18 protein-coding genes are annotated in these 20,444 nt (G+C 61.0%); 7 read left to right on the forward strand and 11 right to left on the reverse strand.

From position 1 onward, the window contains the following. Positions 1-3: 3 nt before the first annotated feature. Together F7R20_RS06715 and F7R20_RS06720 are read right to left on the reverse strand one after the other, a co-directional pair. On the reverse strand, positions 4-711 hold the full coding sequence (locus tag F7R20_RS06715; protein WP_081352596.1) for an NUDIX hydrolase: 708 nt from the start codon (positions 709-711) through the stop codon (positions 4-6). Next, the gene (locus F7R20_RS06720; protein ID WP_003207075.1) at positions 701-1,258 is read right to left on the reverse strand and encodes an adenylyltransferase/cytidyltransferase family protein; all 558 of its coding nucleotides are present in this window, start codon (positions 1,256-1,258) and stop codon (positions 701-703) included. Before F7R20_RS06720 ends, F7R20_RS06715 begins: the two co-directional genes overlap by 11 nt. A 182-nt stretch (positions 1,259-1,440) precedes the next feature. Between F7R20_RS06720 and F7R20_RS06725 the strand changes: the two genes are divergently transcribed. The 3 genes from F7R20_RS06725 to nadE are packed head-to-tail and all read left to right on the forward strand — an operon-like array spanning position 1,441 to position 4,168. Then, positions 1,441-2,088: a nicotinamidase gene (locus F7R20_RS06725; protein WP_003207073.1), complete on the forward strand. Its 648-nt coding sequence runs from the start codon at positions 1,441-1,443 to the stop codon at positions 2,086-2,088. A gap of 9 nt (positions 2,089-2,097) precedes the next feature. Continuing rightward, complete coding sequence (pncB, locus tag F7R20_RS06730) at positions 2,098-3,327, forward strand: nicotinate phosphoribosyltransferase (protein WP_003207071.1); 1,230 nt, start codon at positions 2,098-2,100, stop codon at positions 3,325-3,327. 1 nt (position 3,328) lies between these two features. Then, entirely contained in the window at positions 3,329-4,168 is an 840-nt protein-coding gene (gene nadE, locus F7R20_RS06735; RefSeq protein WP_003207069.1) for an ammonia-dependent NAD(+) synthetase, read from the forward strand. Positions 4,169-4,171: 3 nt separating this feature from the next. Here nadE and F7R20_RS06740 read toward each other — a convergent pair whose 3' ends face one another. Beyond that, the gene (locus tag F7R20_RS06740; protein WP_003207067.1) at positions 4,172-6,061 is read right to left on the reverse strand and encodes a methyl-accepting chemotaxis protein; all 1,890 of its coding nucleotides are present in this window, start codon (positions 6,059-6,061) and stop codon (positions 4,172-4,174) included. Between the two features lie 192 nt (positions 6,062-6,253). Here F7R20_RS06740 and nudK point away from each other — a divergent pair, with 192 nt between their 5' ends. Beyond that, positions 6,254-6,850 (forward strand): GDP-mannose pyrophosphatase NudK, encoded by a 597-nt coding sequence (gene nudK, locus F7R20_RS06745; RefSeq protein ID WP_003207065.1) that lies wholly within the window; start codon positions 6,254-6,256, stop codon positions 6,848-6,850. On the opposite strand, the gene ftrA is transcribed toward nudK, so the two are convergent. After that, the gene (gene ftrA / locus F7R20_RS06750) at positions 6,847-7,833 is read right to left on the reverse strand and encodes a transcriptional regulator FtrA (RefSeq protein ID WP_003207058.1); all 987 of its coding nucleotides are present in this window, start codon (positions 7,831-7,833) and stop codon (positions 6,847-6,849) included. The genes nudK and ftrA overlap by 4 nt on opposite strands. A gap of 131 nt (positions 7,834-7,964) precedes the next feature. On the opposite strand from ftrA, the gene F7R20_RS06755 reads away from it, so the two are divergent. After that, a complete protein-coding gene (locus F7R20_RS06755; RefSeq protein ID WP_003207057.1) occupies positions 7,965-8,954 on the forward strand; it encodes an aspartate-semialdehyde dehydrogenase in 990 nt (329 codons plus the stop codon). A 61-nt stretch (positions 8,955-9,015) separates the two neighbouring features. Here F7R20_RS06755 and F7R20_RS06760 read toward each other — a convergent pair whose 3' ends face one another. Further along, on the reverse strand, positions 9,016-11,229 hold the full coding sequence (locus tag F7R20_RS06760; RefSeq protein WP_003207056.1) for an LTA synthase family protein: 2,214 nt from the start codon (positions 11,227-11,229) through the stop codon (positions 9,016-9,018). 267 nt (positions 11,230-11,496) lie between these two features. Between F7R20_RS06760 and F7R20_RS06765 the strand changes: the two genes are divergently transcribed. Further along, positions 11,497-12,399 (forward strand): LysR family transcriptional regulator, encoded by a 903-nt coding sequence (locus tag F7R20_RS06765; protein ID WP_003207055.1) that lies wholly within the window; start codon positions 11,497-11,499, stop codon positions 12,397-12,399. 125 nt (positions 12,400-12,524) lie between these two features. Continuing rightward, the gene (locus F7R20_RS06770) at positions 12,525-13,151 is read left to right on the forward strand and encodes a glutathione S-transferase family protein (protein ID WP_003207054.1); all 627 of its coding nucleotides are present in this window, start codon (positions 12,525-12,527) and stop codon (positions 13,149-13,151) included. 169 nt (positions 13,152-13,320) lie between these two features. On the opposite strand, the gene F7R20_RS06780 is transcribed toward F7R20_RS06770, so the two are convergent. The 6 genes from F7R20_RS06780 to F7R20_RS06805 are packed head-to-tail and all read right to left on the reverse strand — an operon-like array spanning position 13,321 to position 20,441. Continuing rightward, the gene (locus tag F7R20_RS06780; protein ID WP_003207053.1) at positions 13,321-14,451 is read right to left on the reverse strand and encodes a glycosyltransferase family 4 protein; all 1,131 of its coding nucleotides are present in this window, start codon (positions 14,449-14,451) and stop codon (positions 13,321-13,323) included. Then, positions 14,452-15,582 carry a glycosyltransferase family 4 protein gene (locus F7R20_RS06785; protein WP_003207052.1) on the reverse strand — a complete coding sequence of 377 codons (1,131 nt, stop codon included), beginning with the start codon at positions 15,580-15,582 and terminating at the stop codon, positions 14,452-14,454. It abuts the gene before it with no gap. Beyond that, entirely contained in the window at positions 15,573-16,940 is a 1,368-nt protein-coding gene (locus F7R20_RS06790; protein ID WP_003207051.1) for a glycosyltransferase family 4 protein, read from the reverse strand. Before F7R20_RS06790 ends, F7R20_RS06785 begins: the two co-directional genes overlap by 10 nt. Further along, positions 16,937-18,202, reverse strand: coding sequence for an ABC transporter ATP-binding protein (locus F7R20_RS06795; RefSeq protein WP_003207050.1), 1,266 nt, complete (start codon positions 18,200-18,202; stop codon positions 16,937-16,939). Before F7R20_RS06795 ends, F7R20_RS06790 begins: the two co-directional genes overlap by 4 nt. Further along, a complete protein-coding gene (locus F7R20_RS06800) occupies positions 18,202-18,999 on the reverse strand; it encodes an ABC transporter permease (protein WP_003207049.1) in 798 nt (265 codons plus the stop codon). The genes F7R20_RS06795 and F7R20_RS06800 overlap by 1 nt, the downstream gene beginning before the upstream one ends. Next, positions 18,999-20,441, reverse strand: coding sequence for a mannose-1-phosphate guanylyltransferase/mannose-6-phosphate isomerase (locus tag F7R20_RS06805; protein ID WP_003207048.1), 1,443 nt, complete (start codon positions 20,439-20,441; stop codon positions 18,999-19,001). The genes F7R20_RS06800 and F7R20_RS06805 overlap by 1 nt, the downstream gene beginning before the upstream one ends. Positions 20,442-20,444: the final 3 nt, after the last annotated feature.

The raw sequence follows: 20,444 nt of genomic DNA on the forward strand, positions 1-20,444 counted from the left end.
CCGCTACTCCAGAAAACAACGATCAAAAAGATAAACGCTGGTCGGCTTGAGATTTTCCACCGTGCGTTGCGGGCGGCCGCCGTCACCGCTTTTTTTGCGACCGGTTTCCTGCAAATAACCCGCCTCGGTCATCTTCAGCAAACGCTGGCGCATGCTGGTCTTGAGTACCGGGCGATCGAGCACCACGGAGAAAATGCCCACCGCTTCCGGCGCGCTGAATTCCGGGCCCAGGAATATCAGCGGCAGGCTGCTATAGAGGGCTTTGGACAACAACCGCTCCTGGACTGCAGCCACCAGGCTGTTGTGGTCGAAAGGAAGTTTGATCGAGGCGTCAGCGACGTCCTTGAGGGGGAAAAATCCCTGGTGTTCGGCGAGCTGGACCGCCTCGCTGACAATCGCCAGGTAGAACGTCGAGGACGACCAGCAGCGCGGATCGCGGAACGCGTCGCCGACGGTGCCGACCTGTTCGATCCAGGCCAGCGGCATGCCGACCTTGTTTGAGTTACGCAGGCGCTCCACGGCGTCGTTCAGCGTGAGATCTTCGACGTCACCATTGACCACGATCCCGGGCAGCGCCCAATGGCCGGCAAACGGCTCGGCTTCCCGTCGGTTCAGGAGGATTTCCAGTGCGTGGGTTTCCCGGCAGAAGCGCAGCACACAGAGGTCGATGGTGTGCAGATAACCGCGCGCGGGGGCTGTGCTAGTGGGCATGTCGATTTCCGTGGGGAGCGTAAAGACCATAGTTTAACGGGTTCATGCCCGGTGCCATCCAGTCGCTGGGAAGCGGTTTGCCCAAAGCCAGTCGGTCGCGAACCACCGTGCTGCGCACGTGGATCCTTTCCTCCACGCAAAGAATGGAAAAACGCTCCAGCAATTCCTGGCCGCGGTAGAAGGTCGGCAGCCGATCCGCAACATCCTGACCCACCACCAACGCAATCCGCTTGCCGTCCAGGGCCAGGCTGTCGGCGAGGTGGGCGAGCAGGGTGTAGCTGTAGATTGCGCCTTCAACGCCACGGGCCACGACCTGTTCCACCCGGCTTGCACGCACTTCGGCGCAGCACAGTGGCTGAACGTTCTCGACGATCGATTCCAGCCAGTTCAGGCGAACCTCATAGTCGACCATTTGCTTGCCGTAGGGATGCCGCAAGCTGGGGACCACCAGCACGCGTCTGGCCTGGCGTGAGGCCTCGATCATCACCTGGGCGTGACCGGCGTGCGGGGGATTGAAGGCGCCGCCATAAAGGGCAATCTCGAACATGGCACATCCTCTTTTGGTACATGACATGTACTCTATCAGCAAAATCTTTTTAGTGAAAACCTGCTTTGTGCTGAACCATAGCCATTAATTAAAGAAGACTCATCAAAAATATTTTCTGCGAGTGGCTTGTTATGAAAGTACACCTTATGTACTCTCACGGCCATGAAGAGGAGAAACCCAGCATGAACAGCCTGACCCGGAAAACAGCTTCCTTCGATGTCGATGCGCAAAAGAGCTTCACGCCGCTATGCCCCGATGAGCTTCCAGTGCCGGGCGGCGACCAGATTGCCGGTGAGCTGAATTTCATCGCGTCCCTGGCCAGCCTCCGCGTCGGCAGCAAGGACGCCCATTCGCCCCTGGCGCCGTGGGTGGTCGCCGATCACGCACAGATGTTCGTGCCGACCGGGCTCGAGCATGCCGATATCACCTGGGTCAGCCACTGCGTTCCCGGCACCGAAGGTTTCGCTTTGCTGGATCAACTGCCGACTCCCTACGACTACGACTATTTCGTCTGGAAGGGCGTCGAGCCGGATTTGCACCCCTACGGCGCCTGCTATCACGACCTGCACGGCAAGCTGTCCACCGGGGTGATCGAGTACCTGAACGGCCTGGGTGTGGAGCAGGTGATAGTTGGCGGGCTGGCGCTGGATTTCTGCGTCAAGACCACCGTTTTGCAACTGGCCGCCGCCGGCTTCAAGGTGATCATTCACCTCCCGGCCTGTCGGGCCATCAGTGAAGAGGGGGCTATTCAAGCCATTCAAGACATGCGGCAAGCGGGCGTCTCGGTTGCCGCGACGCGCGAAGAAACCATCCGCCTGGCAAACGCATAAGGAAGAGCCATGGACAGTGCATTCGATTCAAGCAGCGGCACCATCCAGAGTCTTCTGGATACCGACTACTACACCTTCACCATGATGCAGGCGGTCTTGCACCAGCACCCGAATGTCGAGGTGGAATACCAGTTCATCGTGCGTTCCAAGGAGCGCCTCGGTCACCTGATCCCGGATATTCGTGTCGAGCTTGAGAGGCTCGCCGGGCTGCAGCTGCGCGAGGGGGAGCAGCGGTTTCTGTTCAACAAGCGTTTCCGTGAGTACCTGACACCGGACTTCGAGCAGTTCCTCGGCCTGTTTCGCTTCAATTTGCGCTACATACACGTTTCGGAAGTCGACGGCCAACTGCACATCCGCGTCCGTGGGCCGATGTTGCACTGCATCATGTTCGAGCAGCCGGTATTGGCGATGGTCAGCGAACTGCGCAACCGCGAGAAATACCCCGAGGTCGAGTTGGCCGACGTCACCCGCAAGCTGTACCAGAAGTTCGAATGGCTGGAGAAAAACGCCAGCCGTGAAGAACTCGCCGAGTTTCGCGTTTCAGACTTCTCCACCCGGCGGCGGCTGTCGTTCAGGGCCCAGCGTGAAGTGGTGAATATCATGCGCAGCGATTTTCCTGGGGTCTTTGTCGGCACCAGTAACGCTCACTTGGCTTACGAGTTCGATCTGCCCCTGATAGGCACCATGGCTCACCAATGGCTGATGGTGCATCAACAACTCGGGCGCTTGCGCGAGAGCCAGAACGCGGCGTTGGAAAACTGGGTGCGCGAGTATCGTGGCCGCCTCGGTATCGCCCTGACGGACTGCATCAGCACCGACTTCTTCCTCAAGGATTTCGACCTGTACTTTGCCAAGCTCTATGACGGCCTGCGCCAGGATTCCGGTGACCCTATCGTCTGGGCTGACAAGGTGCTGGGGCGTTACCAGGAACTGGGCATCGACCCGCGCACCAAGGACCTGATGTTCTCCGATGGCCTCAATTTCGAAAAGTGCCTGCCGATCCTGCGTCATATTCGCGGCAAGGCCAAATTCGGTTTTGGCATGGGCACCAGCCTGGCCTGCGATGTCGACGGGGTTGAACCGCTGAGCATCGTCATGAAGCTGGTGCGGGTCCACGGCGAGCCGGTCGTGAAGTTCTCCGACGACCCGATCAAGAACGTCTGCGAGGATGCCTCGTTTCTGCGGTACGCCGCCCAAGTGTTCAACGTTGCCCTGATCAATCCACAGTTGGGAGCCTGATATGACTACGCTTGTGCAAGAACGCATTGCCCGGGAACTGGGCATCGACCGTCAACTCACACGGGGTGGCGAAGCAACCGAGGTTGCCCGCCGCATCGAATTCATCAAGCAGATCTTGCGCGAGTCGGGCTGCAAGTCCCTGGTCCTGGGGATCAGTGGCGGTGTCGACTCTCTCACCGCCGGCCGCCTGTGTCAGTTGGCCGTGGAGCAACTGCGGGGTGAAGACTACGAGGCGCGCTTTATCGCCGTCCGGTTGCCCTACAAGGCTCAGGCCGATGAGCAAGACGCCCAGGCGTCCCTGGACTTCATCCGGCCGGACTTGATCACCACCAGCAACATCGCCGCTGGTGTTGACGGGCTGATGGGCAGTATCGCCATCGATGGCTTGCAGCCTGGCGCCGAGCTCATCGACTTTGCCAAAGGCAACGCCAAGGCCCGGGCCCGGATGCTGGCGCAATACACCATTGCCAATCTGAGCAATGGGTTGGTGGTGGGCACCGATCATGGGGCGGAGGCGGTGATGGGTTTTTTTACCAAGTTTGGCGACGGCGCGTGCGACCTGGCACCGCTGTCCGGGTTGACGAAGACTCAGGTGAGATTGTTGGCCGATGCGATGGGCGCCCCCGCATACCTGGTGTGCAAGGCGCCGACCGCTGATTTGGAAGACCTGGCACCCGGTAAGCTGGATGAGGTGGCGTATGGCTGCAGCTACGAGGAAATCGATGGGTATCTGATGGGCGAAGAGGTGTCGCCGCAGGCGCGACAGATCATTGAACGCGCCTACCTCAAGACGGCCCACAAACGAGCATTGCCCCGCGTCCCGCCTACCCGGTCTGAATGACCCTCAGATCTTGAAGGTGTTGACCATTTGTTGCAGGCGGCGTGACTGGTTTTCCAGTTCTGTGCAGGCCTGCAAGGTGGATTGCAAATTGCCGACCATTTGCTGGTTCAGGTCATTGATGTGGCTGATGTCGCGATCCAGATTGTCCACCACCGAGGTTTGTTCTTCGGTGGCGGTGGCTACCGACAGGTTGATCTCATCGATCTCGCCGATGCCCAGCAGCACGCGATTGAGTCGCTCGCCCGCAAGCCTGGCGGTAGTGACGTTGTCGTCGCTGTGACGCTGGCTTTCGAGCATGGCGCTCACGGCGCTACCGGCACCTGCTTGCAGTTCCTCGATCATGCTGTGGATTTCCTGGGCGGACTGCTGGGTGCGATGGGCGAGCGTACGCACTTCGTCCGAGACCACTGCAAAACCGCGCCCGGCATCTCCGGCACGGGCGGCCTCGATGGCAGCGTTAAGGGCCAGCAAGTTGGTCTGGTCGGAGATGCCTTTGATGACGTCGAGAATACGTCCGATCTTCAGCGTTTTCTCATTCAGGCTTTCGATGTCCTGGCGGGTATTGACCACCTGCGACGAGAGTTGCGACATGGCGCTGATACTGCGCTGCACCACCGACTGACCTTCCTGGGTCTGATCCCTGGTATCAGAGGCGCGGCTTGAGGCATGAGCGGCGCTGCGGGCGATTTCCTGCGCTGCGGCCCCAAGCTCGTTGATAGCCGCGGCGACGTTATGGGTCAGCGCCGCTTGAGTGTCAGAGCTTTCCAGTGACGCGTTTGACGCCTGGCTGACCTGTGCCGCCAATTGGGTGAGCTGGACACTGGACGCCAGGACTTCTCGGATCGACTGCTGGATACGTTCGACGAAGCGGTTGAAGCCCCCGGCCATCATGCCGAACTCGTCCCGGGACAGGCTGTGCAGGCGCTGGGTCAGGTCGCCTTCGCCATCGGCTATGGATTGCATGGCCGAGCCCATGCGGCGTAATGGTCGCATCAGGGCATTGATCAACAGACCGAGCAAACCGACCGTGACCAGCATGGCGATCAATGTGGCGACCAGCGCCGAAGTGCGAAACTCGTGGAGTGCGGCGTAGGCCTTGTCTTTATCCACTGAAAGTCCGATGGACCAGTGCAGCGAGGGCAGGCCGTTGATCGGGGTAAAAGTGACGATCCGCGTTCGGCCATTTTCCTGCACTTCATTCAGGGCGCTGTTGATGCTCGGCGGGCCTTCGGGGAACGCTTGGGCGAGTGTCTTGGTCACTCGTGTGTTGTCCGGGTGCACCAGGATCTTGCCGTCGTCGCTGACCAGGAAGGCATAGCCTATGCCGTTGAGGTCCACGGCATTGATGATTTTCGCGAGTTGCTCCAGGCTCAGGCTCGCACCCAGCACACCCACGGCCTTGCCATTGACCTTGATCGGCGCTGCTTGGGTCATGATCAGATAATCAATACCGGCACCGATGTAGGGTTCGGTCAGCACCGGTTCAAGGCTGCGAGCCGCGTCTTTGTACCAGGCGCGCTGGCGAACATCATACCCGTCGGGCATTACCCGTTCGGGATGGATAAAGAAACGACTGTCTTCAAGGCCGACGTAGCTGGCGATGAAGGTCTTTGCAATGATGTCCTGGGAGAGAATTGCGCCGATGTTCTGCGGGGTGGGATTGGCGGCGATGGTTTCGGCGGCACCTTCGATCAACAGGATCCGGCCTGCCAGCCAACTGTCGAGGTTCGCGCCCAGCAACTGGCCGGTGGCCTGTAGGTTGCGGTGCAGTGCTTCGCGGGTGCTGGCTTGCTGGCGATGGTCGTTGAACAACGAGAAAGACAGGAATACCGCCATCACGATGACGCAGGCCCCCAGAAGAATCTTGTGGCCGAATTTCAGATTGATGCCCATGAGGAATTCTCGTCTGGTTTCTTTTTTATTGATCGAATCCCCGCAGGCTCAGGGCTGGTCGAAGATTTAATGAGCGGGCGGATTTTGTCGAACTAGAAAAAACGATGGGCCATCGTGAGTTTTCTTGTGGGCATGAAAGAGGTGCGAATGGAGTTTTCAAAGGGGACCTCGGGTCCCGAACGGAGTGGGCAAATGACACAGGCAATCGGCATCAAGGATCGCGTACGAATCAAGCACGTCGAAGTCCTCTCGGATAATTGGTACGTGCTGCGCAAGACCACCTACGACTACCTCGGCCGCAACGGCCAATGGCGCGAGCTGACGCGCGAGACCTACGACCGGGGCAACGGCGCCACCATCCTGCTGTACAGCAAGGCCAAGCAGACCGTGGTGTTGACCCGGCAATTCCGCTTCCCGGCCTTCGTCAACGGGCACGACGACCTGTTGATAGAAACCTGCGCTGGCCTGTTGGATAACGACGACCCGCACACCTGCATCCGCAAGGAAACCCAGGAAGAAACCGGCTATATCATCCAGGACGTGCGCAAGGTGTTCGACGCCTTCATGAGCCCGGGTTCGGTGACTGAACGGGTGCATTTTTTCGTCGGCGAGTATTTCGATGAAGACAAGCAGCACGCAGGCGGCGGCCTGGAAGCCGAGGGCGAAGAGATCGAAGTGCTGGAGCTGCCCCTCGACCAGGCCTTGGGCATGATCGAGACCGGGGAGATTTGCGACGGCAAGACCATCATGCTGTTGCAGTACGCCAAGCTGCATCGGCTGCTGGATTAGCCCCAGGCCTCCTCTGGGCGACCCTCACCGCTGCCGAATCTTTCGCGATAGGCGGAGGGCGGCAAACCGATAGCGTTCCTGAACGCGGCCCGGAAACTCTCCACCGACCGATAGCCGCAGGCCTGGGCGATGCCGGCCGTGCTCTGGTCGGTGCTTTCCAGCAGCGCCCGTGCCCGGTTCAAGCGTTCCTGTTGCAGCCAGGTCTTGGGCGGCAGGCCGGTGGTTTCGACGAAGCGGCGCAGGAAGGTGCGCTCGCTCATGGCGACGCGGGCGGCCATGTCGCCGACGCTTAGGGGCTGGTCGAGGTTTTCACGCATCCACTGCAGGACGCGGGTCAGTTCGTTGCGTGGTGACTTGCTCACGGGGGCGATGATGAACTGGGCCTGGCCACCGGTCCGTTGCGGCGCCATGACCAGGCGACGGGCCACCGAGTTGGCGATGTGCGTGCCGAAGTCCCGGGCAATCAGGTGCAGGCAGGCGTCGATGCCGGCGGCGCTGCCGGCGGAGGTGATCAATTGCCCGGAATCGACATACAGCACATTCGGGTCAACCGTGATCAGCGGGAAGCGCTCAGCCAGTTCTGCGCAGAATTGCCAATGGGTGGTCGCGGTCTTGCCGTCGAGCAGCCCGGTGGCAGCCAGGGCAAACACCCCCGAGCAGATCGACAGCAGGCGTGCACCGCGGGCATGGGCGCGGCGCAGTGCTTGTAATAACGCTTCAGGAGGCGGTTCGTGGTGACTGCGCCAGCCGGGGATGATGATGGTTCGCGCGGTAACCAGTGCTTCGAGGCCCGCGTCGACGGCTATCCGAAGGCCTCCCAGCGCATGCATCGGTCCAGCGTCGACGGCGACGATTTGATGGCCATACCACGGTACATCCAGCTCAGGGCGAGGCAGGCCGAAGATCTCCAGGGCGATACCAAACTCGAACACGCAAAGGCCTTCATAAACGAGGATTGCCACGGTTCCGGGATGCGCATGCATTTGGCGTAAATCCACCGTTTATTGTCTTGCGCTGCACTGTAGCGGACGTGCCCGTGTCCCTACAATCGATCGCAGGTAATCGGGAAAACCAAGACGGTTGAGCCTTTGCAAAGGTGGATAAGGGACGCGAAATGAAGAAAGTCGCCGTGGTGGGCTGCACCGGTGCAGTGGGCATGACCATGCTGCAATTGCTTGAAAATACCGATTATGAAGTGGTGTGCATGGCCTCTGGCCGTTCGGCGGGCAAGCGCTTGAAGGTGGGGAAGGGCGAGCACCTGGTCGAAGCCTTTTCGGTCGAGGGTTGTGCCGAGTGCGATATCGTCTTCCTGTGTGTGTCTGGGGCTTTCGCCTTGGAGTATGGCGAGCGTCTGGCTGAGAACGCCTACGTCATTGATAACTCCTCGGCCTTCCGTTACGACCCGGCGATTCCGCTCCTGGTGCCGCCCATCAACGGTCAGCGCTACAAGGGCGAAAAACTGATCGCCAACCCCAATTGTTCCTCGGCTATTGCGCTGATGGTGCTGGGGCCGCTGCATCAGGCCTTCGGGTTGGAGAGCGCGATCATTTCCACTTACCAGGCCGCCAGTGGTGCAGGGCAGCCAGCGATGCTGGAGCTGCGGGAGAAGGCCAAGTCCTTCAGCGATTATGGCGACCGCGATGACAGCGAGCACTTCGCCCATAACCTGGCCTTCAACGTGATTCCCCAGGTCGATTCGTTCGAAGCCAATGGTTACACCCGTGAAGAAATGAAAGTGGTCTGGGAGCTGCGCAAGGTCCTGGATGAGCCGGCGTTGGCTATCAGCACCACGGCGGTGCGGGTGCCGACCCTGCGCTCCCATGCCGAGAGCCTGAGCCTACGGTTCAAAGAGCCTGTCCAGTCATTGGCGCAGGTGCATGAGTTGTTGCGCGCGGCGCCGGGGGTTGAAGTGGTGGATGAGCCGGAGTATGGCGCCTATCCGATGCCCATGACTTCCACCTACAAGCATGCGGTGGAAGTCGGGCGGATTCGCTACAACCTGATCTATGGCGAGCATGGGCTGGACCTGTTCATCAGCGGTGACCAGTTACTGCGGGGGGCGGCATTGAACGCGTTCGAAATCATGCAATTGATCAAGCATTGATCAAGTCCGGCCCCGAACAGTAGAAACGCGCCGCCGTGTTCAAGGGGTGCGCGTTTTTCGTTCAGCTGGATTGGGCCTCGCTGTCTTCCTGCATATCGTCCAGGTATTGCGGCTGGTCGGTCTGGTCCGGCAGTTCGGTCACGACGCTGAAGTCGCTGATCTCGATGGCGCCGACGCCATGACCGAGCAGATGGAAGGAAAACGCCTTGCGCTGCTGCGGATTGTCGAAACGGAGGTTCATCACCAGCGGCTGGTCAGGTGTCACCGCCACGTCTGTCGGCAGGTCCATCGACACATCCTGCTCGAACTCCTTGGCCTTGAGGGAAATGTAGGCGGCATGGTCTGCCTCCACGGCGCGGATGGTCAGGCTGACGCGGGTCTGTGAACCCTTGGGCATTTCCAGGTATTGGGCACCGATCAGGTTGTCGGTCCAGTCGTTGGTGACCTGGGCCGGCAGCGGGATCTTATCCGCACTGCCGAATTGATAATGCTGGTTCAAGGGCGTGCGCAACAGGGTCTGGTCCAGGGCCGTGGCCCGGACGCCGATCAGCCTGGCGCGCTGGCCGCTGTATTGCCCGCCGTAGGTAGCGCGGTCGGCGATGAAGCCGTCGCTGGCGTAGTCACGGCAATGCTGGAGGAAGTCGCACTCGGTAAAGGTGCCCTTGCCGTTGTGATAGCGCAGCTTACCGTTGGTGAACGACATGATTTCCCGGCCCGTCGGGTAGTCCCGGAACATCGAGCGGCCGGACAACGACGTGGGCACCGCAAAGCCGAAGTAGTCGAGGATCGAGGCGGTCAGGTCGACGTGGCCGTAGGTGCCGGACTTGATCCTGGGCAACGGCTCCGGCGCCAGCGTCAGGTTGAACCCCCAGGACGAGGCCAGCCGAACGTCGTCGATGCCATGGGATTCGTCCGAGGTGATGACCACCAGGGTGTTGTCCAGGATGCCCTGGCGTTCCAGGCCCGCCAGGAAGTTTTCCAGGGCGTCGTCCAGGTAACCTACTGCCGCCTGCTTGGCGGTGTCGTAGCGTTGCAGGTAGTCATCCGGTGCCGAGTAGGGTTGGTGCGTGCCCACGGTCAGCAGGGTCAGCATCCAGGGTTTGTCCGCTTGTTGCAGTTGCCCGACGTAGTCCAGCGCGCCCTCGAAGAAGGTCTTGTCGTCCATGCCCCAAGGGAATTGCAGATAGGCCGGTTGGGTGAACCACTCCATGCCCAAGGTTGTGTCGAAGCCGATGTGCGGCATGATCCGGTCCTTGGCCATGAACCGCAGGCCCGCGCCCTGCAGGAAATGCGTGGAAAAGCCGTTCTGGCGCAACTGGGCCGGCAGGCAGGCCTGGTTGCGCTGGGTCTGGTTGAGCATTTCGACGCCTTTGGGCGTGCCGTTGTCGAGCTTGTCGTAGTCGCCACACAGCATCGCGTAGAGGCCGCGAATGGTCTGGTGGCTGTGCAGGACGTAATCGGGTGTGTTCATGCCGCGCTCGGCCCAGGCACTGAGGTGCGGCATCAGGTTCTCCTGATAGCTGCTTTTCAAGGCCTGACGGTTGGCGCCCACGTAGGCCCCGGGAATGCCCTCCAGGGCGATGACCAGGACGTTGCGCGCACGCCCCGGTTCGGCCAGCAATCTGTTGCCATCGAGGTCCAGGCGGGTCAGCCCCTCCATCGGCGGGGCCGGGTCCACCGCATCGCCGTCGAGCCATTGTCGGGCCTGGTCCTGCCCGGCGGCGATACCTGCGGTGACGAGTTGGTGAGGCAGGTTGAACACGCTCCATTGGTCCGCCTCGCTGGGGCGCCAGGCTTGCAACGCGCCGTGGCCCAACAGAAGCAACACGGGCACGGCCCAGGCGTGGCGAGGCAAACGTGGCGCCTGGCGTGGGCGGCTGGTCCATTGAGTCATCAGCCAGAACGCCAGCGCGGACAACTGGATCGCGGCCAGCCAGGGATGGGCGAAGCCGCCGCTGGTGGAATTTTCAACGAACTGTGGGTCGGTCAGATAAAGAATGTCCGAAGGATTGGGCATCCGCCCGACCGCGCTGACCAGCTCGATGCTGGCCAGCATCAACGCGCTCCAGGCCAGCAATACCGGGAACGCCAGCCACCCGGGACGGCGATGGAGCAGCACGATCAGCAACCCGCCGATACCCAGGTCCGAGAGATAACCCAGCGGGTCGGACCAGCCCAGGGCGAGACGCAGGCCCATGGGGACGAGTAGTGCGCAGCCAATCAGGGCGATGAGGGCGGCGCGCGGATGGGTTGAAGCGCGATAAAGAACGTTCACAAAAGCAGGCCTTTCGGTTGAAACCAATCTACTGAACGGACACGACCCCTGTGGGAGCGAGCTTGCTCCCACGGAGGGTTGTTCCTTCGGTCATGAAATTGTCATGAGGAGGGATGGTACCAAGGGCAATCGCCCCTGGCCGAGGCAATGTCCCGGTGTCTGGCTGCGCTACGCTGTGGTTCACTGGCCCAGGCCTCTACAATGGCCGCGTAGCGCTGCTTTGAGACGCGCAGAAAACTTGTATCAGGATTTCTCATCGGGGGATGGATGGACAGGTTCCAGGAAATGCAGGTTTTCCTCGCCGTGGCCCAGGCGTCGGGGTTTTCGGCGGCAGCGCGGCGCCTGGGGTTGTCGGCGGCCAGCGTCACGCGGGCGGTGGCGGCGTTGGAGCAACGCATCGGCACGCCATTGCTGGTGCGCACCACCCGCAACGTGTACTTGAGCGAAGCCGGCCAGCGCTTTCTCGAGGACTGTCGCCGGATCCTGAGCGATTTGCAGGAAGCCGAGGATTCGGCGGCCGGCAGCCACGTCCAGCCTCGTGGGCAGTTGACCATTACCGCGCCGGTGTTGTTCGGTCAGTTGTTCGTCACGCCGCTGCTGGTGGATTACTTGCACCGGTTCCCCGAGGTCAGCATCAACGCCTTGTTGTTGGATCGCACGGTCAGCCTGGTGGAGGAGGGCATCGACGTTGCCCTGCGCATTGGCGAGCTGCCGGACAGCAACTTGCACGCCGTGCGTGTCGGTGAAGTGCGGCGGGTGGTGTGCGGTGCCCCGGATTTCTTCGCGCGCCACGGGCGGCCCCGGCATCCGGAGGACTTGGAGCGAATGCCCGTGGTGGCGTCATCGGCCATTGGCCAGGTCAAAAGCTGGACCTTCATCGATTCAGGCCAACCGTTGGCCGTCCGGCCCGTGCCTCGGCTGGTGGTGACGGCCAACCAGGCGGCGATCACGGCGGCCTGCCAGGGGTTGGGGATGACGCGGGTCCTGTCTTACCAAGTGGCAGGTAACGTGGCGGCCGGGGAACTGGAAATCGTCCTGGCCGATTTTGAATTGCCGCCTCTGCCGATCCATGTGGTGTACCAGGGCGGGCGCAATGCGCCGACGCGGGTCCGCAGTTTTGTCGATTTCGTCGTCGGTGCACTGCGCGAACATCCGGCCTTGAGCGGTTGAAGCATTGTTTCGCTGGCTGAAACAATGGATTGCATTTCTGGGTGATTCTCTTGGTTTTGCCTGGAGCGGAAGATGACCCCATCGACGCCGTTGTGCTGATGGCGTCACTTGCAGCGGAGTCGACCATGAACCCTATCAAGCACTATCACTTCCCGCTTTCCGGCCATTCCCATCGCGTTCAACTGATGCTTTCGTTGCTCGGGCTGCCTGTCGAAGAGGTCTTCGTCGACTTGGCCAAGGGCGCGCACAAACAGGCGGACTTCCTGGCGCTCAATGCGTTTGGCCAGGTACCGGTCATTGACGACGATGGTGTGGTGCTGGCGGACTCCAGCGCGATCCTGGTGTACCTGGCGCACAAATATGGCAAGGGCCGCTGGCTGCCGACCGATCCTGTTGGCGCCGCCCGGGTGCAACGCTGGTTGTCGGTGGCGGCTGGGCCGATCCATGCGGGCCCGGCCACGGCGCGACTGATCACGGTGTTTGGCGCGGCCTACAACGCTGAGGACGTGATTGCCCGTTCCCACAACGTGCTGAAAGTTATTGATCAAGAATTGAGCAACCGTGCTTATCTGGCGGGTGACGCTGCGACTGTCGCGGACATCGCCGGCTACAGCTACATCGCCCACGCACCGGAAGGCAACGTATCGCTGGAGGACTATGCCAATGTGCGGGCCTGGCTGGCGCGGATCGAAGCCTTGCCCGGGTTCGTGGGCATGCCGCGTACGGTTGTCGGGTTGCAAAAGCACGCCTGAAACGGAACTCGGTGGCGAGGAAATTTATCTTCACGGTGGGAGCAAGGCTTGCCCGCGATGAAGGCGCTGCGGTCTTTCAGAGATCGAGGCGCCTGTTTCGCGAGCAAGCTTTGCTCCCACATGACAGAGACAGGTCCCTCACCACAGCAATTGCATCGTTCCAGTAGACCTATGCGTAGGAAAGCGCCTTTTCCTCCAGCAGTTCCTCGTATAGCCGCACCCACTTGCGGCCCATCTCTTCAGACGTGAACAACTGTCGGTAACGGGCTTCGGCTCTGGCGCCCATTGCCTGGGCTTGTGCCGGGTTTTCCCACAGGGTGCGCATCGCCTCGCGAAAAGCTTCGGGATTGCTCGGTGGCACCACCAGGCCGGTTTCTTCGTGGACATTGATGTAGCTGGTGCCGGTGCCGATTTCGCTGGAGATCATCGGTTTGCCGAACATCGCGCCTTCGAGCAGCGAGATGCCGAAGGCTTCGGAGCGCAAGTGCGAAGGGAACACGATGGCATAACTCAGTTCCAGCAGCGCGACCTTGTCTTCGTCCCCCAGGCGTCCGAGGAAATGCAGGTTGCGCAGGCCCAATGCCGCCGCCTGGGCATGCAGTTGTTTTTCCAGCGGGCCGGCACCCACGATGACCACGGGGTAATCCACGCCTTTGAGGGCGTCGAGCAGAATGTGCAGGCCTTTGTAGTACCGCATCACCCCCACGAACAAAAAGAAACGCTCGCCCAGTTTTGCCTTCCACCCCGCCATGCGCTCGGCGTCAGGCTGTGGATAACTGGTCTTGTTCAGGCCGTAGGTGATGATCCGGGTCTTGGTGGGGTATTGCTTGAGCACATCGCTGGTATGAACATAGTTCGGCGACGCCGCGACGATGCGCTCGGCGCCGTCCAGAAAGCGCCGCATCAAGGGGCGATAGAGCTTGAGCAGGTGCCGCTGGCGAACGATGTCCGAATGGTAGGTCACGATGTAGGGTTTTTTCACGCAGGTGAAAAAATGCACCAGGTCCATGAACGGCCAGGGGAAGTGGTAGTTGATCACGTCCGCTTCGGCGGCCAGCTCACGGAATTTCCTGAACACGCTGTAGGAGAAGCCGGTGGACGCCAGTTGGAAGTCCATTCGCGCCTGATGAACGACATGCTGTCGGATCTTGATCGGCTCGGGCGCCGGCTGCCTGCTCAGGGCCAACACGGTGTTATCGATACCCAATCGGTCAGTGCTGTCGCACAGCTGGAAGATGACCTGTTCGATGCCGCCCATGGAGTCTGGCAAATAGGTTTTGTAAAAGTGCAGGACTCGCATTCAACCTCCCAAGACCTGGCGATACGCTTGGGCGGTGACCTTCGCACAGCGTTCCCAGGAAAAAAGCGCCGCTTGTTGCAACCCCGCTTCGCGACACGCTTGCCAGTGCTGGGGATCTTCCATCAACCGGCCCATGGCTTCTCGCATGCCTTGCGGATCGTCCGGCTCGCAATAATTTCCGGCTGGTCCCGCCACCTCGGGCATCGCCGAGCAGCGGGTGGTAATCACCGGTGTACCACTGGCCATGGCTTCAAGCACCGGCAGGCCAAAGCCTTCGTAGTAGGACGGGAAAATCAGTGCCCGTGCCCCCGCCAACAGTTGGGCGACCTGTTCGTCAGGCAGGTAACCCGCCAGACAAACATGACCGCCAGCCAGGGCGCCTTTCAACTCATCATTGAGCTGCGCCTGTTGCCATCCGCTCATTCCTACGATGAACAAAGGAAAGGTCTGACGTACGGATTCAGGAAGCCCGGCGTGGGCACGCAGGGCCAGTGACAGGTTCTTGCGCGGCTCCAGGGTGCCGACACATAGAAAGTAACGACCGTGCTCCAGGCCGTGGGCCTTGAGTACGGCGTCAATGGATGCGGGTTCGCGCGGATGGAAACGCGCCGCCACGCCCAGCGGAGCGACCCGCAGGCGCTCGGTGGGGAGGCCGAAATGCTGTTGCACCTCGTCGGCGATGAACTGCGAAACGGTCATGATCAGTTGCGCCTGCTCCACCGCCCGGGCCAGCCGCCGCTCGATCTCTTTCAGGCGTGCCGGCGGTTGCGTCTCGGGATAACGCACATGTGTCAGGTCATGCAGGGTCATCACCGTCGGGCCGTCAAAGGCCAGCGGCCACAGGCTGGGATCGTGGTACAGGTCGATGGCCTCGGGACGGCCTTGGTCAAAGCGTTTCTGTTCCAGCCAGCGTCGCGCCTGATAGGCACCCGGAACCCGCCGCAACAAGGGACTGAATCTCGAATAGCCAGGCGTGGGCGCTTGTGGCAGCTGCGAGTTCCAGCCCCAGCCGTGGAACAGCGACAACTGCACATCAGGCTCCCGGACCAGGGCAGTGGCCAGTTCCGACACGTATTGGCCGATGCCGGTACGTGGCGCCTGGAGGATGCGTGCGTTGAGGGCTATCCGCATGCTGTTTCCCGGTCGACGATGACTTCGTTAACGTGGCCCTCGATCCGCTCCACCAATTGCGCACTGGCCTGGTGCCAACTCAGCCATTGCCATTGTTCCAGGTTGCGCTTGGCCGGGAATACCCCGGTATGCTCCATGTCGATGACCAGGTTTGCCAGGCTTTGAGGATCGTCGAGATCGAAGTAGGCCATGAACTCACCGCCGATTTCCCGAAACACTTCAATGTCGCTGCCCATCGCCGGCAAGCCGCGCTGCATGGCTTCCACAAGGGGCAGGCCGAAGCCTTCCACATAGGACGGGAACACCAACGCAGTGGCGTGGCGATAGGCGTGTTCCAGGCTTTGGTCCGAGAGATTGTTGAACATGAACAGGCGGCTGTTGAGTTGTGGATGACGCTCGATACGTTCGATCAACGCCTCGCATTTCCAGCCGATCTTCCCGACGACGCACAGCCGCGCCTGGGAGCCGGCAGCCCAGGCCCGATCGAATGCATCGAGCAGATAAGCGTGGTTTTTGCGCGGCTCGATGGTGCTGACCATCAGGAACACCGGCTCGGGGCGCTTGAACAGCCGCAGCAACTTCGTATCGACGGCGTGGGCGGCGTTTATCTGGTCCAGTTCGCTGCCCAGGTGGAAATAGTCGAACCAGCGTTCTTGTACCTGCTGCTCGCCAATGCGCCGGACCATTTCCTGGCGCAGCTGGTCACGGATGGTGGCGGAGATGGCGATGTAGCCGTCGGCGGTGCGGGCAATCCAGTCGAACCAATGATTGAACACCTTGACCAGCCCGGCGTCGCAGAATTGTGGATGAGACAGGGGAATCAGGTCGTAGACCACCGAGATGATCCCGACGCCATCGCGCTTGAGCTGTTCGGCCAGGGGGAAGATATCCGAGTGCCAGGATGAATCGAGCAAGACCAGTTGATCGCCGGCCCGATGCTCCAGCGGTACGCAACGCTTCGGCAGCTCTTGGCCTTTGAGGGCACGGTCGAACAAACGTATCGGTATGCTCAAGAAGCCGAAGGCGAACAGTCGGCAGCCAACGTACAGGAGGCGACGGGCCCACAATGATCGGCTGAAGGGCCACTGCCGTGCGAGCGTCCTGTGCCAGAACCAGAACAGGTTGGCCATCTGTTCCCAGCGGATCCGTAGGCTGACCAGATCCAGTTTATTGGTCGACAGCGGTGCCAGGCTCTTGGCCTCGTACAACTTGCCCTGCAGCATGACCACTGGAATGCATTCACGTTCGCCATCCTTGGCCGGCAGTTCGCGAATCACATTGCGCACGACGCGCTGAATGCCGGAATTGACTTCCGGGTGTTCGAACACATAGGTGCATTCCACCAACAGACGGCTCATGGCAACTCCTTTTGCGGCACCGCTTCGACGACAGGCTGGCTCGAACGCCGGATGCAGGTCTCGGCCTGGAGCCAGGAACAGCCGACGAAATCCTCCTGGCGATTATTGATGACGTGAAACACCAACCCGTAGTCGCGCCATTCGAAATTACGGTCCAGGTGCGAATCCAGCCGCGACAGGCTGAGCGCGACGGAGTAATTGCCCTTGCCCAGGCGCATATCGAAGCTGAAGCGGAAGGTGATCTGTTCGCCGGCCTTGAGGTCGGTCACAGCTTTGTCCTGGCGATGGGTATTGATGCCGTACATGGGCTGGCCAAGACGGTCCTTGATCAAAAAGCCCAGCACCAGCCGCTCGATGTCCTGGCGGATTTCAACCCGCACTTGCAACACCATCGGCTGGCCGATCTCGGCCACTTCCACCGGCTGCCCCTGACTGTTGAGCAGTTGTACATCGATGATGCCGGCTTCGCCGGTGCCGGAAATCGTGCGCACCTGGCCGTTGGCGAGCATTTCCTGGCGGACCACCTGGCCTTCGCGCTGGGCCAGCATCGCGTTGTAATAATCCATCACTTCTTCGGGCTTGCCGCGCATCGCCATGCGCCCGTGCTCCAGCAGGATGGCGGTGTCGCAGATTGACTGGATCGCCGAGCGATCGTGGGACACGATCAGCAGCGTGGTTCCGGCCTTGCGGAAGCTGCGGATGCGCTCGAAGCTCTTGTGCTGGAAGTAGGCGTCGCCCACTGACAGCGCCTCGTCGACGATCAGGATGTCCGGACGCCGGGCGGTGGCGACGCTGAAAGCCAGGCGCATCTGCATGCCGCTGGAATAGGTGCGTACCGGTTGGTCAATGGCCTCGCCGATTTCAGCAAACCCTTCGATCTCGGGCATCAAGGCTTCGATTTCTTCCACCTGCATGCCTAGCAGCTGTCCGGCCATGAACGCGTTCTGGCGGCCGGTGAAGTCTGGATGAAAGCCCATGCCCAGTTCCAGCAGTGCGGCGACACGACCTTGCAACTGGATGTGGCCGCAGGTGGGTTGGGTGGTACCGGTGATCATCTTGAGCAACGTGCTTTTGCCGGCACCGTTGACCCCGACGATGCCGACGGCTTCCCCGGGCTGGATCTCGAAATCCACGCCTTGCAGGATCCAGTGCAACTGATGACGCTGGCGGGAAAAGGGGATCAACCATTCGAACAGCCGGCTCCAGCGGTTCGGATACTGCTTGTAGGCCTTGCCCAGGCCACTGACGCGCAAATGTCCCATCAGAGTTCGTCCACCATTTCACCGCCGCGTCGACGAAACATGCGCAAGCCCAAGGCGCATAACAGCAGGCCGACCACCAGCAACGGCACCAGCGAGCTCCAGACCGGCCATTGGTTGTAGAGAAACAGGTTCTGGTAGCTCTGCATCAGGGCGGTCATGGGATTGAAAGCGAGCAATTGCTGGATCGGCGGCGGCAGGATCGTCATCGGGTAAACGATCGGCGTGAGCCAGAACCAGAATTGCAGGCAAATGCCGAACAACTGCCCGACATCACGGAAAAACACGTTGAGGATCCCCAGCAGCATGCCCAACCCCGCGGCGAACATCACTTGCAGGGCCAGCAGCGGTACCAAGGCCAGCAAGGTAATGCCCGGCCAGCGCCCGGTGATCAACAGGAAACCGAGAAACAGCCCGAGGATGATTGCGAAGTTGATTCCGGCGTTGAACAGCACGATCACCGGCAGGCAGATCCGGGGGAAGCTGATCTTTTTCAGCAGGTTGGCGTTTTCCAGGAACATGCCCTGGCTGCGGGTGGTGATTTCCGCGAACAACCCCCAGGTCAGCAGCCCGGCGCAGAGGTAGACGCTGTAGGCCATGCCGTCTTCCACCCCGGGCAGGCGGGCACGCATGATGTGGGAAAAAATTACTGTGTAGACGAGGATCATCGACAACGGGTTGAGCACCGTCCACAACGCGCCGAACAACGAGTTGCGATACCGCGCCTGGAACTCGCGCTTGACGCTGCCAAGGACGAAGCCGCGATAGCTCCACAATGTGCGTTGCAAGGCCAGCAGCATCAGACGGCCCTGCCATAGTGATCTTCGAAGCGGACGATGTCGTCTTCCCCCAGGTATTCGCCGCTCTGGACCTCGATGATGACCAGGTCGATCACGCCGGGATTCTCCAGGCGATGCTTGTGGCCGGCGGGGATGAAAGTCGATTCGTTCTTGGCGACCAGGTGCGAACCCGAGCCGTTGTTGGTGACCTTGGCCATGCCTTCGACCACCACCCAGTGTTCGTTGCGATGGTGGTGCATTTGCAGCGACAGCGACGCGCCAGGCTTGACCACGATGCGCTTGATCTTGAAGCGTGGGCCCTCTTCGAGCACGGTATAACTGCCCCATGGACGGCTGACCGTGCGGTGCAGGCGATAGGCTTCGTGGTCCTTGTCCTTGAGTTGCCGGGCAACGCGGCGCACATCCTGGGCACGGTCGGCATGGGCCACCAGCACGGCGTCGGCGGTATCGATGACGATCAGGTTTTCCACGCCCAGGGCGGCCACCAGGCGGCCGTCGCTCTGGACGAAGTTGTTCTGGCTGTCGATAAACAGGGCGTCGCCGGTGGTGCGGTTGTTTTGCCCGTCGGCGGGCACCAGGCTGGCGACGGCGCTCCAGGAGCCGATATCGCTCCAATCGAAGGCGGCCGGGATCACCACGACGTTGGCGGAGCGTTCCATCAAGGCGTAGTCGATGGAGATGTCCGGCATTTCGGCGAAATGCGCTGCGGACAATTCCTGCTGCACACACCCTGAGGTTTCCACCGCCGTGCTGGCCGTGACACAGGTTCGCGCCTGTTCCAACAGCTCGGGGGCATGGGCTTGCAGCTCCGTCAGCAGGGTCTTGACCGAGAAGCAGAACATCCCCGAGTTCCACAGGAAACGGCCGCTTTCCAGATATTGCGTGGCGGTCTGCAGGTCGGGTTTTTCGACGAAGCGCACGACCTTGGCCGCGCCCTTGGTATCCAGGGGCTTGCCCCGTTCGATATAGCCGAAGCCGGTTTCCGGCGCCGAGGGCAGTACACCGAAGGTCACCAGGTGGCCGTTTTTGGCCAGTTCCACGGCGTGCGCCACGGAGGTCTGGAAGGCTGCCTCATCCTGGATCAGGTGATCGGCAGGCATGACCACCAGGATCGCATCGTCACCGTGCAGGGCCTGCACCGCAAGGGCGGCCGTAGCAATGGCCGGCGCGGTGTTGCGGCCCGTTGGTTCGAGCACGAAGTGACCGCGATGACGCTCCAGGTGGGCGCTTTGATAGTGGTCGCGGCTCTGGAAGTAGTACTCGCGATTGGTGACGGTGACGATGTCGCCCCGGCCGTCGAACAATCCCGCGGCACGTCGATAGGTCTTGCCCAGCAGCGACTGGCCGTCGGGCAAGAGCATGAAGGGCTTGGGATGGCCCTCGCGGGACACCGGCCACAACCTCGTCCCGGCCCCTCCGGAAAGAATCACGGGAATGAGCATGGC

Origin of the sequence: Pseudomonas brassicacearum subsp. brassicacearum, from assembly GCF_008801605.1 — a bacterium.
Classification (GTDB): domain Bacteria; phylum Pseudomonadota; class Gammaproteobacteria; order Pseudomonadales; family Pseudomonadaceae; genus Aquipseudomonas; species Aquipseudomonas brassicacearum.

Bases quoted from the DNA above. Each gene is read 5' to 3' on its own strand.
- F7R20_RS06725 (WP_003207073.1), top strand. From the start codon at position 1,441: ATGAACAGCCTGACCCGGAAAACAGCTTCCTTCGATGTCGATGCGCAA.
- nudK (WP_003207065.1), top strand. From the start codon at position 6,254: ATGACACAGGCAATCGGCATCAAGGATCGCGTACGAATCAAGCACGTC.
- F7R20_RS06795 (WP_003207050.1), bottom strand. From the start codon at position 18,202: ATGGGACATTTGCGCGTCAGTGGCCTGGGCAAGGCCTACAAGCAGTAT.
- F7R20_RS06720 (WP_003207075.1), bottom strand. From the start codon at position 1,258: ATGTTCGAGATTGCCCTTTATGGCGGCGCCTTCAATCCCCCGCACGCC.
- F7R20_RS06780 (WP_003207053.1), bottom strand. From the start codon at position 14,451: ATGCGAGTCCTGCACTTTTACAAAACCTATTTGCCAGACTCCATGGGC.
- F7R20_RS06790 (WP_003207051.1), bottom strand. From the start codon at position 16,940: ATGAGCCGTCTGTTGGTGGAATGCACCTATGTGTTCGAACACCCGGAA.
- F7R20_RS06755 (WP_003207057.1), top strand. From the start codon at position 7,965: ATGAAGAAAGTCGCCGTGGTGGGCTGCACCGGTGCAGTGGGCATGACC.
- F7R20_RS06785 (WP_003207052.1), bottom strand. From the start codon at position 15,582: ATGCGGATAGCCCTCAACGCACGCATCCTCCAGGCGCCACGTACCGGC.
- F7R20_RS06740 (WP_003207067.1), bottom strand. From the start codon at position 6,061: ATGGGCATCAATCTGAAATTCGGCCACAAGATTCTTCTGGGGGCCTGC.
- F7R20_RS06765 (WP_003207055.1), top strand. From the start codon at position 11,497: ATGGACAGGTTCCAGGAAATGCAGGTTTTCCTCGCCGTGGCCCAGGCG.
- pncB (WP_003207071.1), top strand. From the start codon at position 2,098: ATGGACAGTGCATTCGATTCAAGCAGCGGCACCATCCAGAGTCTTCTG.
- F7R20_RS06715 (WP_081352596.1), bottom strand. From the start codon at position 711: ATGCCCACTAGCACAGCCCCCGCGCGCGGTTATCTGCACACCATCGAC.
- ftrA (WP_003207058.1), bottom strand. From the start codon at position 7,833: ATGCATGCGCATCCCGGAACCGTGGCAATCCTCGTTTATGAAGGCCTT.
- nadE (WP_003207069.1), top strand. From the start codon at position 3,329: ATGACTACGCTTGTGCAAGAACGCATTGCCCGGGAACTGGGCATCGAC.
- F7R20_RS06805 (WP_003207048.1), bottom strand. From the start codon at position 20,441: ATGCTCATTCCCGTGATTCTTTCCGGAGGGGCCGGGACGAGGTTGTGG.
- F7R20_RS06800 (WP_003207049.1), bottom strand. From the start codon at position 18,999: ATGCTGCTGGCCTTGCAACGCACATTGTGGAGCTATCGCGGCTTCGTC.
- F7R20_RS06770 (WP_003207054.1), top strand. From the start codon at position 12,525: ATGAACCCTATCAAGCACTATCACTTCCCGCTTTCCGGCCATTCCCAT.